Raw genomic sequence first — 13,929 nt, 5'->3', positions numbered from 1 at the left:
CCATGCCAACCGCACTCCCGCGACGAAGCCTTGCCGCGACGAGCTCAGGCGCGTAATTGTCCAGGTCAGTTCGAGGAAGGGCGATGCCGCATCCGGATTCCGAATCATCCATGCGCCACGCCCACGTCCGATCGTCATCGGTGCCTTCATCTTTGCTCAGGTGCGCGCTCGGCTCTATCCCAAGTCGCTGCGCTTTTGCGTGCCATCAAAGGACGTGATGTACCGACAGAGAATGCGTGTTGAATGTGCAGCGTATCGATATGGCCGTCATCGTTGACGGCCGACGCTCAAGGAGCGACGGATACCGTCGAAGTCAGTACGTCGAGAAGCGCGGCCGTCTCTGCATCCGGAATGCCGTCAAAGCGGGCGGGACGATACTTCATCTGAAAAGCGACCAGGACCTGCTGCGTCGCCTCATCCAACTGGTTGCTGCAGGGAAGAACATAGCCATGCAGCACCAGCTTGTTTTGAAACCAGCCGATGTCGGGCAATTGCTGCTCGAATGCCTGGCGGCGTTGCGCTAACTGCGCGGCATCGGGCCAGCGGATCAGGCCGGCTTGCGCGAGCTGCTGCCACGGAAACATCGGGCCGGGGTCGGACTTGCGCTGCGGCGCGATTTCGTTATGGCCGAGGATGTGATCCGGCGTGATGTGGTGCCGCGCGACGATCTGTTTGAGCAGGCCGATCAGCAGCGCGATCTGCTCGGGCGGATAGGCGAAGAACACCCGGCCCTGCGGCGTGTCCTGATAGCCGGGATTGACCAGCTCGATGCCGATCGAACTGAAATTCAGCTGGGCATCGTTGTTCCATGCGCTGAAGCCCGCGTGATAGGCCCGACGACCTTCATCGACCAGCTGATAGATGGTGGGAGGATGATCCGAGATCAGGTAATGGCTGCTGACGCTGCCCCTGGTCAGGATCGACAGCGCACGCGGAAAATCGCCCTCGGTGTAATGCAGGATCACATAGCGCACCCGGCTGTCCTGCGAGACGGAAGAATAGCTGTGATCGATCGGCGGGCCACCCGCGCAACCGGCCAACAGGATGAAGGCGACAAGTGAAAGAAGATATTTCATCGTGCTAGCTACGCAATGCCGCCGGCGTCGTGCCAAACTCTCGCCGCACCAGTTTTCTCAGCGCCGTTCCATCCTGATAACCGACCTTGGCGGCAATCGCCTCGATGGACATGGAGGTCGTCTCGATCAGATGCGATGCATGCAGCAGCCTTCGCCGCTGAACGAATTTAACGGGCGACACGCCAGTCGCCGCCTCAACGCGGCGCGCCAGCGTCTTGGCCGATACCGACAGTTCCGCCGCGAGTGCCGCGATGCTGATCGGCTCGGCAAGATGCGCGTCAATCCAGCGCTCCGCGGCGATCACGGTGGGATCGATATGCTGCACATGCGCGTGCACCATGTAGCGCGCCTGCGACGGCCGCTGGTCGATCAGCAGGTAGCGCGAACAAAGATGCGCGATGGCCGTACCCATGATGTCGGCCACGATGGCCAGCATCAGGTCGAGCTGCGAGTAGGCCGATCCCGCAGTCAGGAACGGGCCATCCCGCACCAGCATCCTGGTTTCGTCCAGCCTGACGTCGGGGTGCCGTGCCCGGAAGAGATGCGCCAGCCACCATGTCGTGGTGACCTCGCGACCGGCAAGAAGCCCGGTCCGCGCAAGCAGAAATACCGACGAGCATGAAGCGCCAATGCGCGTCGAGCGCGACGTCTGTCGCAGCAGTTCTACTGCGGCATCCACATCCTTCTGCGCGAGGCGCGTCGAGATCGCATCATCCGAGACCATTCCCAGTCCGGGAATGACAATCCAGTCCGGCCGGATCGCCTCCTTGAGCGCGTCGCGGAAGCTCATATCCGCCTTCAACTGCAGGCCGGCGCCGGTGCGAACAGACTTTCTGTGACCCGCGACAAGAACCCGTACCTGGCTGCGCTTACCCGTTCCGGAAAGGAAGGATTGCCCGGCCCGAATGGTATCGAGCGTGATGGCGAGGCTGGAATCCATGACGCCATCAAGTGCAAGTATCAGGACGGTTTTCATTTGTCCATTTTGACATGAAAAATGTCGAAACTGAACATTTCCCGTTTGCGCCCAACGCGGCAGACTTGCACGCATCGACCAATGAGAAGGAGGTTTGCCGATGTCGAAACGAAACATGCAGCAAGACGATCCGCTCGACGATTTCAACGCCCGCGAAATCACGCTGGACGGCGTCACGAAGGTGGTGCACGTTGCCGGTACCGGACCGGGAGTGATCGTCATGACCGAGATGCCGGGCATCAGCCCGCATGTGGCGCGTTTCAGCCGCTGGGTTCGGGACGCAGGATTCACCGTGTACATGCCCTCGCTGTTCGGCCGCGACGGCGCGGTGGCGTCGGAAGAAGAGGGCATGGCCGTGCTCAAGCGGGCTTGCGTCAGCGCCGAGTTCCGCGCCTTCGCCGCCAACGAATCCAGCCCGGTGACCGTCTGGCTGCGAGCGCTGGCGAGGCTGGCGCATCAGGAGTGCGGCGGCCCCGGCGTGGGCGCGATCGGCATGTGCTTCACCGGCAACTTCGCGCTCACCATGATGCTGGAACCGGCGATGCTCGCTCCCGTGTTGTCGCAGCCATCGCTGCCGTTCAACGATCCCGCCGGCCTTGAGATCGCACCCGACGAGCTGGCCGAAGTGCAGCGGCGCCTGGAGCGCGACAATCTGACCGTGATGGCCTACCGTTTCCAGGGCGACCGTTTCTGCACGGCGCAACGCTTTGCCGCCTATTCAAAGGCCCTCGGCGACCGCTTCGTCGCGCGCGTGCTGCCCGACACCGCCGCCAGCCGCGAGACGCCGCCCTTCTTCGAGAAAGTCGTGGGATGCCCCCACAGCGTCGTCACCGCGCACCTGATCGATGAAGCCGGCCAGCCGACCATTGCGGCGCGCGATGAAATCCTGTCCTTCTTCAGGCACAGGCTTTCTGCCTGATATTTGCCAATCGCACAACTTTGACGGTAGCGCTTCCCGCCCAAGGCGCGGAAGCACTACCGTATTGGCATGGATTTCCGATATCATGCAGCCTGGCCATAATTCCCTGGCATATGGGCTCAGGCTCGACTTCGATAGCGGCACCGGCGAACCGTGCCGCATCGGGGACGTTCCCACTGCACTGACATCGCTCCAAGACGTCCGTCGCTTGGCCCTCTCGCCCTGGCACTCGCATGTGCCGGCGCGTCTTGACAGAATCACCACAACTCATTGAAAAAGTCTTATGTCGAACTTCAACACCGAACGCGTCTTGAGCGTGCACCACTGGAATGACACGCTGTTCAGCTTCAAAACCACCCGCGATAAAAGCCTGCGCTTCCATAATGGCCATTTCGTCATGATCGGCCTGCAAGTGAACGGAAAGCCGCTGATGCGTGCCTACAGCATCGCCAGCCCCAATCACGAGGACCACCTGGAGTTTCTCAGCATCAAAGTCCAGGACGGTCCCTTGACCTCGCGCCTGCAGCATCTGCGCGAAGGCGACGAGCTCCTGGTCAGCCGCAAGCCCGTCGGCACGCTGGTGCTGGACGACCTGAAACCGGGCAAGAACCTGTATCTGTTCGGTACCGGAACCGGGCTGGCGCCGTTCATGAGCATCATTCAGGATCCGGAAACCTATGCGCGTTTCGAGAAAGTGATCCTGTTGCACGGCGTGCGCGTCGTGAGCGAATTCGCCTATGCCGACTACATCACCGAGGGATTGCCGAAAAACGAATTCCTTGGCGATATGGTGCGCGAGCAGCTGATCTACTATCCGACCGCCACGCGTGAACCGTTCAAATACCAGGGCCGGATCACCGACCTCATCGCCAGCGGAAAGCTCGCCAGCGACATCGGCCTTCCGCAGCTTGATCCCGAACACGACCGCGCCATGATTTGCGGCAGCCCGGCCATGCTGCAGGACACGTGCAAGCTGCTGGATGAGCGCGGCTTCGTGATGTCGACGGCGCAAGGCGTGCCCGGCGACTACGTGATTGAGCGTGCGTTTGTCGAAAAATAAGGGTCTTGAGCACGGCATTTGCCGTGACTGAACCCTGCGTCCAGGGCATGCTCATGATGTCCTGTGTAGGCGGAAAATAAAAGCGTTGGTTTCGAACGTCCAAAATTCTTTAGTAATTGAAATATAAAGGATTTCTTTCGGAAACCAATGCTTCTTATTTTTCAATGTACCTGCCTTCGCGTGTCGTTAGGCCTCCGGTAAATAGAAGCATTGGCGGCTTTACCTGCTGCGGCGCAGCAGCCGATTGAGGCACGTTTTCCGGTTGTCGATATACGCCAGAATGTTGGAGCTGCTTGGTCAGTTTTCCAATTGGAAAATCGCCTTCCCGTACGAAGTTGGATTTGTTGCTCCCTTGTATTGGCCTTTGCCAGTTTTCCTTGCCACGGCCGAGCGAATTCTTCTTCAGTGGCTTGCGCAAGCTGCACATCATCACGTTGCGCCGAGTCACGGTTTTTTCTGCATTATCCGGGTGCTTGTCGACGCTTTGATAGCTGGCGTGGCCAAACACCATCGCCTCGCTATGCATCGGGTGGCACTTGCCGAGCTCGGCTTCCCAGTCAATGTCACCCTATCTGCGCTGTAACGTCGGACTAGCCATGCCTCACCGTGGATAGCGCCCTACTTGGCGGCGAGCGGACCTATCGGTACGTCCTACTTCGCTCACGTTGTTGCGCTGCATGTCTTCGTTCAACCCGACCAACTGATGGACGTCGTCCCGGTGGAGGGGCTCCACCGATGGTAAATGACAGAACGCGAAAGTAAACGAGCGAAGGGATTTTTGGCAAAATGAGGACATTTTTGCGGCGTTTCAGGCGTCCCATTTACCATCTAGTCTGGTAATTTTCTTCCGCAAGCAATTGATTTATATGGATAGTTTTGAATATCGCAAAAAATACGCTATCTAGATTACTATATGGGAGGGGCATTAGAATTCGGCATCACTTGTTTTTGGAGACTCAACATGCCGAAAATCTCGTCCTCCCTCGTGCAGGCTGCGGCTAATATCGAACCCCTCAATTTGGCCATTCTTTTGATCGGAGTGATCGCCCTGGCCGTGGTCTGGCTCGCAGCTGTGGCTATCAAAAGCGCAGCGAAAAGGAAGTGACACATGGATAAATTCAAAGAACCGGGGTGGAGGAAAATGCCAGTGTCCTGGCAGAAGGACCCTAACTTTCAGGAGCGTATCCGTGCTGCTCGGCAGGGTGATGCCATTGCGGCATTGAAGCTCTATATTGCTATTTGCCTGAAGGCTGAGTTTTACCCAACAAATCGCCTTCCCGCAGGCAGCGTGCAAATTTCCCTTACTTCGCTATCTGAACTGGTCGACTTATCGCGGCCAATGGTGATCGCGGGGCTCAACCTTCTGGCTGAATGGAATATCGTTGTTTCGGATGGCGGGCGCCCGGCCATTCTTCGAATCGTCGAATACGCAGACTCAAAATACTGGGTGAAGCTGCCGATGCGACAGCTTTACGGTTCGAAGAACGAGGACCGTGTGCAGACCCTTATCCACCTGCCCAATCGACGACGGGGAACGCTGCATGCTCTACAGCTCTACCTTTACCTTGCATCGATCCGGGACAGAAATAGCAATATGGCGACGTTGAGCTATGACCAAGGAATGAGGACGCTTGGACTCTCGCGCAATTACTTCTCCTCAGCCCTGTCGATGCTCACGGTGGACCTAGTGACTGTGCGAACTGCACTTGAGGCAAAAGAACAGACTGGCCAAAACTTCTCAGCAAACCAATATTGGTTACGGGGATCGCGTTACGATCCATTCCGGACCAATCCTGCTGATACCGATGCTCTCGACGCGGACGACGGGCAAGCGTACCTTTACGATGAGTCAGATGACGACCTCGGTTCGGAAATTCAGCGATCCCAAAGAATTGAACCCGCCACGATTCCGGAGCTACGCAGACCACGAAAAACAGTATTCTCGTTCGATGATGATTGATAAGCCTCCTTTCGAATCGTCTATACTGCTGACCTCTTGCCGATAGATCACTCCGTGTGAAACAAGGCAATTACAACATCCTTGAACGCTCACGCTAAACCCGATGAATTAAATGGAACGACGGCGTAATTTGAAGCAATCCGACCAGTTTGATTCGGAAGCGCAATTAGTGGTAGCGATACTTTCTCGGCTCCGTAGCTCACACAATCGTAGTTACCGAATCGAAATGGAGCTGGATGCCGGCGTGGGCCTTGCGGACATCGTTCTCTATAAGAGGCAACCCCGAACGACGCGTGAGATACAAGTATTGGCTGCAATCCCGCCTCGCCTGGCGCCCCTACTGGATCCGCTGACCGCATCCAACATTCAAAGTTGTGAAGATCTTGCTGCTGCGCTAGGACTTTTAAAACCTGCCGCGCAGCGTGTAATGCGACAATTGCAGCAACTGGGACTATTCAGTGGGCAGCCATCGGGTTCGCTGACATCTGTCAAAAATTCACCGTTTGAAACAGTTATTGCTGTTGAAGCAAAGCTCAGTGACTGGTCGCGCGCATTAGTTCAAGCCTACCGAAATCGTCAGTTCGCCGACGAATCTTGGGTGGTGCTCGATCATCGATATTACAGAGCAGCGCTAGCTCGTTTGGAGCGCTTTGAACGGTCGGGCGTGGGGCTTGCATCCCTTGATGTCGCGGGAAACCTATATATACACTGTAGCGCGGCGTCAGCGCCGGCAATGAGTTCGACGAAGCGTTGGCACGCACAGGCGGCGCTAGCTCGCCGCGTGGTACAACGTCTGGGTCGGGTTACAGTAGAGCGTTAAGCCAAGCGTCAATGTGACCGCCACGGCCATGCTTCTCAAGTTCGATACCACTCGCGCTTAGCTGAGAATAAAAAGTTCGTGCCCGGCGAAGGCGCCCCAGGAGCTCCAGACGACGCTCTTGTGTTGACAGCGGTTTCATGCTGGCTACGTGGTCGTGAATATTCGCAAAAAAATGCTTGTATAGTTGCGGCTGATTGAACGTAGGTTCAACCGGTAATGCTAGTGCTGATTCTGCCCATTCCGTCGGATCATAGACGGCTTTCCATATTTCTGGGGCTCGCATTTGTATCGTCTTCGCATCTTGGAACTGGACCCAATTAAGCAATCCAGCCAAGTAGATTCGAGCCTTAGGACCGCGACGATCCCCCTCTGACTCGAGGAATTTTTCAACCGAAAAAATTCTCGTGTTCTCGAAGGAGCCCATTGTGACAGTTAGATTGGTGACAGTTGCAAACAACAATCCCTCGACATTTGTGTAGCCGACAGTTAGTTTGAGACCAGTGCCCACGATCTCATTGAAAAAGCTCATACACGCTTTGAGAAACGAGCTGTCCTGCACCTGTTTTGTGTCCCTAGAATGTTGGTACATCAGGTACACTTCTTCGACGTTTGGATAGGAAGTTATCCAGTTAAGAAGGCGAGAACGAAAGCCTTCGTCCTCAATCATCGCTGCAGTAACGGCAACAGACAGACAAACGGACCTGCCTCCTGCTGCCTCCATAAAGGCGTCAACTGTAAATCGCCGCTGGCGATCAACAAAATCTGTATACAACTCGTCAAGAAAGCGCGTAGGGACAACGATAGTTCGAAACCCTTTAAAGCGTTCTCAGGAGTACAGGAATCGGGCAACGTGCCGGGGTGCCAAGTGTCCTTCGAAATGGGGGAAGGCCACTTTGCCCTTTTTTCATGCCGCTGTCATAGCCAACGCGTAAAGTCAAAGATGCCCTCTGGTATGAACGTGACGTTGCGGGCTAGCTATCCGAAGCCGCAGGATAAAATCACGCCGATCGAGACCCTAAAGCTCCTCTTCCTCTCGGCATGCGCTGTTGGAGCGCATCCCATATTTTAGAGATGTGCTCTAAGCCTTCCAAGGCCTATCATATATGAAATAATTATAAGATTGCCAACACTACGAATATGCAACTCCTTCCAACTCCAGTACTTGAGCAACAAGTTAACGATCTGAGAGCATCCGGAATTAGGGTAGCTTATATATCTTGCGATCCTGCGAGCGGACCATGGCTGTCCTTCATGAGAATTGAAACTCAGTACCTATGATTGTCACAGACAAACAAATTCAAGCTGAATATAGGGAAGTAGTTGCCTATAGCTGGCCAGACCATCGTCACGATGTAGAGATATTCCATGCGCAGATTGCCCGAAAAACCTTCGCCCCTCACGTACACGATGGATACATAATTGGCTTCGTAAAACGTGGGGGGAGCGTTTTCGATATCGAGGCGCCGAGTGGATTGCCGGACCTGGTGATTTAATCCTTCTTAGTCCCGACGAGCTTCATACAGCAGAGGCTGCGCAGGATGGCGGCGTAGACTACAGTACGATACTTGTCTCAACAGAAACCGTGCACAAGAGTCTAACTACCAACGTAAACCTTTCTTCCCCATTGATACGCGCGCCGGAGATAGTCGAGACGCTTCAAACCGTAGTGCAGACCTTAAGCACCCACGACGATCCTCTTACCTATGACAGCTTTATTGAATCGACTATTCTGGATGTGCTCTGTCGATTCGGGGGCCTCAAAGCTCAAGAGATAAAACATACCTCAATTGGTCTCAAGATTACTGATATTACTGATTATGTTGATGCAAATCTGGATCAGCCCTTGAAGGTGGAAGATCTTGCTGAAGTGGCCGAATTTAGTCGGTTCCATTTCATCAGATGCTTTAGGAATGTTACCGGAGTTACTCCTATCGCTTTTGTGCAGGCCCGCAGAGCAATGAAAGCCAAGCAATTGTTGACAGCAGGGCATTGCCCATCAATGGTCGCCGTCCAGACCGGCTTTGCCGACCAGAGCCATATGAATAGATGGCTAAAAGCGTGTTACGGAACAACTTCAAAAATGTTTAAGAAAGCAATCTGATTCTAGAGAAGTTCCCTCCTGGTTTGGGAATATAAGGCCTTTCTAACGACGTACGTAGAAAGGGGTATATGCTGACCAGCTTGAGAGCTCAAAATGAAGCAGCAAACGGATTTCAGGTCTTTGAAGAGTTGGAATCTAGTGTTCGCTCTTATTGCCGTGACTTCCCAGCAAAATTCAGTCGCGCAAAAGGGTCTTTGCTCCATAGCGTTGACAACAAGACCTACATTGACTTCTTTGCCGGAGCCGGTGCGCTGAACTATGGCCACAATTGCGAGCCATTGAAAAAGCGCCTGCAGGAATATCTCGAATCGGACGGCATAACGCACAGCCTGGACTTTTATACGCAGGCCAAAGAGGAGTTCATCACCTCCTTTGAGAAGATAATTCTCCAACCCAGACGACTGCGTTACAAACTGCAATTCACGGGACCAACCGGTACCAATGCAGTTGAAGCGGCTTTGAAACTTGCTCGAAAAGTGACGAAGCGTTCAAACGTCATTGCCTTTACGAATGCTTATCATGGGATGAGCCTTGGCGCACTGGCACTGACCACCAATCCGAAGAAGCGCCAAGGTGCTGGTATCAACCTCACTGGCGTCACCTTTATGCCGTATGAAGGGTTTTTGGGCAAAGATCTCGACACGATTGAGTACGTGCGAGAGATGTTAAAGGCTGGAAGCGGCATCGATGTGCCGGCGGCCTTCATCGTTGAGACGATTCAGGGTGAAGGCGGTCTCAAGTATGTCACTCAACCTTGGCTTCAGCGACTGCAGCAGCTAGCGCAAGAGATCGGCGCTCTGCTGATTATCGACGACATTCAAGCCGGTTGTGGCCGCAGCGGTCGCTTCTTCAGTTTTGAAGATATGGGTGTTTATCCCGACATCATATGTCTATCCAAATCGCTTAGCGGATACGGCCTGCCCTTTTCCATGAATCTGATTCGTCCCCAGCATGACATTTGGGAAAGCGGCGAACATAACGGCACATTCCGGGGCAACAATCTCGCTTTTGTGACCGGCAAAGCTGCTCTCGAAGAGTTTTGGGGTAACGCCGACTTCGAGGATGAATTGGGAAGAAAAATCTTCTACCTGCATCGTCGTCTTGGCTCACTTGCTGAAGTTTTCCAGCAGGATGGGCAGGATGCTGAAGTCCGGGGTCGTGGATTCTTGTGCGGTATTGCACTCTCTAATCCCAAACTTGCGGCCGACATTTCTGAAGAAGCGTTTCATGCAGGCCTCATCGTCGAAACCTGCGGAGTACATGGCCACGTCATAAAACTGCTACCTGCTCTCACGATTGAAGAAGAACTTGTGGATCAAGGAGTGGATTTGCTCGAAGCAGCCATCAAACGCGTCTTGCGCCGCAAACCCTACGCTATATAACGGACAAAAATGAATTCGACAATGAACCTAACTGTCAGATACGCAACGCTTGATGACGTTGAAAAGATCGCTCCACTCTTTGATGCATATCGGTGCTTTTACGGTGAAAAGCCAAACCTAAATCGTGCCATTGATTTTCTCTGTGAGCGTTTCTACAGGGGGGAGTCGCAAATTATCGTGGGATGCCTATCACAAGAAATTGTAGGTTTTACGCAGCTATTCCCGAGCTTCTCGAGTGTCACGATGCAAAGGCTATGGATCTTGAATGATTTGTATGTCGACGAGCGAGCTCGAGGCAAAGGCATGGGCGAAAAACTACTTAAGGCCGCTGCGAATTTCGGCTATCTCTCCGGCGCAAAACAGCTTTTCATTGAAGGCGCAGTTGCCAATGTAAAGGCCCGGGGCTTGTATGAACGTTTCGGGTTTATCCGGAATTCGGAGTACTACTACTACCACTACCCGCTTAACCAGGATCGGGTTCATCCGGCTGTAGAGGAAAATAATCTTTTTGCGTCGGAGGCAGCATGACAAAGCAAATTTATGATGTAGTTGGCGTAGGGTTTGGCCCGTCCAACCTTGCTTTGGCTATTTGCCTGGCCGAGACAAATTCACCGCTAAACGTGCACTTCATCGAATCACGAACAGCGGCGGGGTGGCAGTCTGAAATGCTGCTCGATGGTTCTGACATCCAGAACAACCCAATAAGAGATCTTGTGACCCTCCGTAATCCTCTTAGTAAATACAGTTTTATCAATTATCTTAAGGAGAACGAGCGGCTACTCGATTATTTGAATCTGGGTTTGGAGTATCCGCTTCGCAAGGAATATGCACGTTATATCCAGTGGGCAGCGCGAGATTTCAATCGCTTGGTCTCATATAGTACTCGCGTCATGTATTTGGAAATTCTCACTATCGGAGAAGAGAACCTATGGAAAATAACGTGCGATAACGGCACAAGCATGCTCACACGTTCATTGGTACTCGGCACCGGTAGAAGTCCAAATATCCCCAGTATATTCAAGCCAATACTCGGCCCGCGCGTTTTTCATTTAACGCAATATCTCAAGCGCATATCAGAATTGCCAAGCACTTGCCGAAAGATCGGTGTGCTCGGAGCGAGCCAAAGCGCCGTCGAACTCCTCATCGATTTGATGAACAGATTTCCTGGCAAGGAGATTTACTCGATCCAGCGCAGTTATGCTTTCCGTTTGAAGGACACAAGTCAGTTTAGTGATCATGTCTACTTTCCGGAGTTTATTGACTATTACTACAATCTGCGTCCTGCCGGAAAAGCGAATATAGACCGCCAGTTACGTGGCACAAACTACTCCTCTGCAGATGGTGATGTTATTCACCAGCTCTATCTCAACGTCTATGAAGAGAAGCTGGACGGCCGCAACAGATTCAAGTTACTAAATAACACCGCTGTCAAACATGCTGAATTTTCCCCTGAAAGCGGCCTCACTCTTAATCTGCAGGAGGTCAACACAGGACATGAATCTAATCTTGATCTGGATGCTTTGGTGCTCGCAACAGGTTTCCTCGATCTCTCTCCTCCACCAAAAGGAGAGCCGTTCCCCCCATTGCTGGCGCCGGTAGCTGAACGACTTCCTTTAGATGAGGCAGGCGTGCTCGTAGTATCTAGGGATTACAGCGTAAAGCTTCAGATGCCGGGAGCTCCGCGCCTATATTTGAATGGGCTCTGTGAATCTACGCACGGGCTTGGAGATGCTGGCTCCTTTAGCCTTGTCTCTTTACGCGCGCATACGCTAGTGACGAGCTTATTGGCCAACAGACACTACGTCCCTCAACAAGTCGACGTGGGGGCGGCATTAGCTAAAGAGCCGTCTGCGCGTGAGCTCAGTCCCTTGATTTGACGCGCAATTAGCGAAGATGAAGTGCTTGGGAGCGTTCAACGGCATGGAAGGCTAGTTATCTTTTCAGACCAGGATTCTCCCAAGCGCAGTAAGACATTATTTCTTAAGGATACAGAATGTTCTCTCCGGCACTAGTCTACATAATGGCGGTAATCAGTCCAGGACCAAACTTTATATTGGTAAGCCGCTTTGCCGCTGCCAACTCAATTGCATCAGGCATAGGAGCAAGCTTCGGCATTTGGGTTGTGGGCCTGATGTTTTCAATTTCTTCGGTCTTGGGCCTTGCCCTGCTTTTAGGCCAGTTTCCTCAACTGAACCGGGCTGCCACCATACTTGGAGCGCTTTACCTGTTATACATTGCGTACCTGTTAATAAAAAGCGCGCTGAACTCTAAAGCTAGTGATTCAACAATTTCGACAGACTTCGACACCAAAGAGACTGAACTTCAGCTTTTGGCAAAAGACGGTGTAAGCAGGTTTCTGCAAAGCTTTAAGATGGGATTTCTGACAAACATTACTAACATGAAGACAATAGCGTTCATGATTAGTATTTTCTCGGCCTTTTTGTCTCAATCAACGACGACGATGGATAAGGTGCTCATTATTGTTATTTGTAGCTCCTTCGAAATCTGCTGGTATTCATCCGTTGCCTTCGTGTTTGGGCAAAAGCGTATGAGGCAGCTTTATTTCAAATTTAATCGAACAATTGATCTATGCCTAGGCCTTTTTTTAATTGGGTTTGCCGCGAGCAATGTAATGGCAAGGTAGTGGTCGTGACCTGCTAAGAATCGTGTAGCCACCACCCGCGCGATCTCCATTCCCTTGGAATTTGGATTGTATGCGGATCCATTGATGATCCCGGGCCACGACGAAAAAATCGTCGCCAATAGTCTTGTTGTACAACAGGTCAACGTCAGCAAGCGAGCGCCAACGCGCACAATCAAAAACGTGCCGCCTTTTATCTACTGGCGGTAACCTTTGCGTATCTCGGCGGGGACGGCATTTGGGTCCAACAGTGGCAACACGGTTTCCCAGCGCTTGCTGGCGTCGGCGTGACCTGCTACCCAATTTAGTCCGAAATGGACATAGAGTCTGCGGTTAAAAAACTCTCTGCAAATCTGTTCGGCGTCAGGTAGCCGAGCGAACTGTGTGGCCGTTCGCCATTGTATTCCTGACGCCAGTTCTCGATCACTTGCCGTGCGAGGGTTTCGAGACAGTACGCACCTGGGAAGGGCGCGCCAAGGCTGTATTGGAGAGCGAGCGCAATCAGATTCCTCCCATGAGTGCAGAGGCCTTGGCTGATGGGCTCGCGGCACTAGGGGTCGGATTCACTCAAAAAACCCTGGTTGCACATATCTCCTCCGGAAATCTCTTTCTTCCCGAGTTTTTGCGGTGTCTCGTGATTCTGAGAAGTAGAAGCTTGGATGCCTATATTGAATATAGAGACTTGGTGTCAGCGGCGCGACCTCTTGGCGATAGGTGAAATCGGCTGTCCAGCGTATTAGGATGCGCTACAAGATTCGTCGTTACTTGCCCTTGCTAAAAATCTGCGTATTTACATACATTTTTATCGAGATGTGCCTGCGACTTTTAGCAATCTCGACAGCAATACGAAGCGTCGGAAGCCCCTAAAGGGAAGGTTTACCGTGCAATATCGGTGAAACATGGGAGGGCTATTTAGGCCCTTCAGCACGTCAAAATTGCCACGGTAAATAAATGCTTTGGTCCTCAGGTTGGGCGCGGGTTTCCGGGTGACTCA

General features: G+C 53.0%; 14 protein-coding genes and 1 pseudogene. 10 read left to right on the top strand and 5 right to left on the bottom strand.

From position 1 onward, the window contains the following. Positions 1-287: 287 nt before the first annotated feature. Positions 288-1,076 carry an N-acetylmuramoyl-L-alanine amidase gene (locus E6W33_RS13985; protein WP_136417922.1) on the bottom strand — a complete coding sequence of 263 codons (789 nt, stop codon included), beginning with the start codon at positions 1,074-1,076 and terminating at the stop codon, positions 288-290. Between the two features lie 4 nt (positions 1,077-1,080). After that, a complete protein-coding gene (locus tag E6W33_RS13980) occupies positions 1,081-2,052 on the bottom strand; it encodes a helix-turn-helix domain-containing protein (RefSeq protein ID WP_136417921.1) in 972 nt (323 codons plus the stop codon). A 100-nt stretch (positions 2,053-2,152) separates the two neighbouring features. Here E6W33_RS13980 and E6W33_RS13975 point away from each other — a divergent pair, with 100 nt between their 5' ends. Both E6W33_RS13975 and E6W33_RS13970 read left to right on the top strand, forming a co-directional pair. Further along, positions 2,153-2,971 carry a dienelactone hydrolase family protein gene (locus E6W33_RS13975; RefSeq protein WP_136417920.1) on the top strand — a complete coding sequence of 273 codons (819 nt, stop codon included), beginning with the start codon at positions 2,153-2,155 and terminating at the stop codon, positions 2,969-2,971. A gap of 283 nt (positions 2,972-3,254) precedes the next feature. After that, entirely contained in the window at positions 3,255-4,031 is a 777-nt protein-coding gene (locus tag E6W33_RS13970) for a ferredoxin--NADP reductase (RefSeq protein ID WP_136417919.1), read from the top strand. Positions 4,032-4,185: 154 nt separating this feature from the next. Here the strand turns inward: E6W33_RS13970 and E6W33_RS13965 are convergent, their stop codons facing one another. Then, on the bottom strand, positions 4,186-4,557 hold the full coding sequence (locus E6W33_RS13965) for a hypothetical protein (protein ID WP_136417918.1): 372 nt from the start codon (positions 4,555-4,557) through the stop codon (positions 4,186-4,188). A gap of 435 nt (positions 4,558-4,992) precedes the next feature. Here E6W33_RS13965 and E6W33_RS27055 point away from each other — a divergent pair, with 435 nt between their 5' ends. The 3 genes from E6W33_RS27055 (at position 4,993) to E6W33_RS13955 (ending at position 6,811) form a co-directional block, all read left to right on the top strand. Beyond that, on the top strand, positions 4,993-5,136 hold the full coding sequence (locus tag E6W33_RS27055) for a hypothetical protein (protein WP_168798644.1): 144 nt from the start codon (positions 4,993-4,995) through the stop codon (positions 5,134-5,136). 3 nt (positions 5,137-5,139) lie between these two features. Continuing rightward, the gene (locus E6W33_RS13960; RefSeq protein ID WP_136417917.1) at positions 5,140-5,991 is read left to right on the top strand and encodes a hypothetical protein; all 852 of its coding nucleotides are present in this window, start codon (positions 5,140-5,142) and stop codon (positions 5,989-5,991) included. A 112-nt stretch (positions 5,992-6,103) separates the two neighbouring features. Next, on the top strand, positions 6,104-6,811 hold the full coding sequence (locus tag E6W33_RS13955; protein ID WP_136417916.1) for a hypothetical protein: 708 nt from the start codon (positions 6,104-6,106) through the stop codon (positions 6,809-6,811). On the opposite strand, the gene E6W33_RS13950 is transcribed toward E6W33_RS13955, so the two are convergent. Next, entirely contained in the window at positions 6,795-7,478 is a 684-nt protein-coding gene (locus tag E6W33_RS13950) for a hypothetical protein (RefSeq protein ID WP_136417915.1), read from the bottom strand. The two genes, E6W33_RS13955 and E6W33_RS13950, sit on opposite strands and share 17 nt — an antisense overlap. Before the next feature lie 663 nt (positions 7,479-8,141). Here E6W33_RS13950 and E6W33_RS27945 point away from each other — a divergent pair. The 5 genes from E6W33_RS27945 (at position 8,142) to E6W33_RS13925 (ending at position 12,938) form a co-directional block, all read left to right on the top strand. Then, positions 8,142-8,912 carry an AraC family transcriptional regulator gene (locus tag E6W33_RS27945; RefSeq protein ID WP_348983162.1) on the top strand — a complete coding sequence of 257 codons (771 nt, stop codon included), beginning with the start codon at positions 8,142-8,144 and terminating at the stop codon, positions 8,910-8,912. Between the two features lie 68 nt (positions 8,913-8,980). Next, on the top strand, positions 8,981-10,294 hold the full coding sequence (ectB, locus tag E6W33_RS13940) for a diaminobutyrate--2-oxoglutarate transaminase (RefSeq protein ID WP_136417913.1): 1,314 nt from the start codon (positions 8,981-8,983) through the stop codon (positions 10,292-10,294). 21 nt (positions 10,295-10,315) lie between these two features. Beyond that, on the top strand, positions 10,316-10,822 hold the full coding sequence (locus E6W33_RS13935) for a GNAT family N-acetyltransferase (protein ID WP_168798642.1): 507 nt from the start codon (positions 10,316-10,318) through the stop codon (positions 10,820-10,822). Continuing rightward, entirely contained in the window at positions 10,819-12,171 is a 1,353-nt protein-coding gene (locus E6W33_RS13930) for a SidA/IucD/PvdA family monooxygenase (RefSeq protein WP_136417911.1), read from the top strand. Before E6W33_RS13935 ends, E6W33_RS13930 begins: the two co-directional genes overlap by 4 nt. A 116-nt stretch (positions 12,172-12,287) precedes the next feature. Then, positions 12,288-12,938, top strand: coding sequence for a LysE family transporter (locus E6W33_RS13925; RefSeq protein ID WP_136417910.1), 651 nt, complete (start codon positions 12,288-12,290; stop codon positions 12,936-12,938). Positions 12,939-13,239: 301 nt separating this feature from the next. Here the strand turns inward: E6W33_RS13925 and E6W33_RS27045 are convergent. Beyond that, positions 13,240-13,371, bottom strand: a pseudogene (locus tag E6W33_RS27045) (integrase core domain-containing protein); the annotation flags it as partial. Between the last annotated feature and the right edge of the window lie 558 nt (positions 13,372-13,929).

Origin of the sequence: Herbaspirillum sp. ST 5-3, assembly GCF_004804275.1 — a bacterium.
GTDB lineage: Bacteria > Pseudomonadota > Gammaproteobacteria > Burkholderiales > Burkholderiaceae_D > Noviherbaspirillum.
The sequence above is the reverse complement of the archived record's forward strand: the minus strand, read 5'-3'. Positions and strand labels throughout refer to the sequence as shown.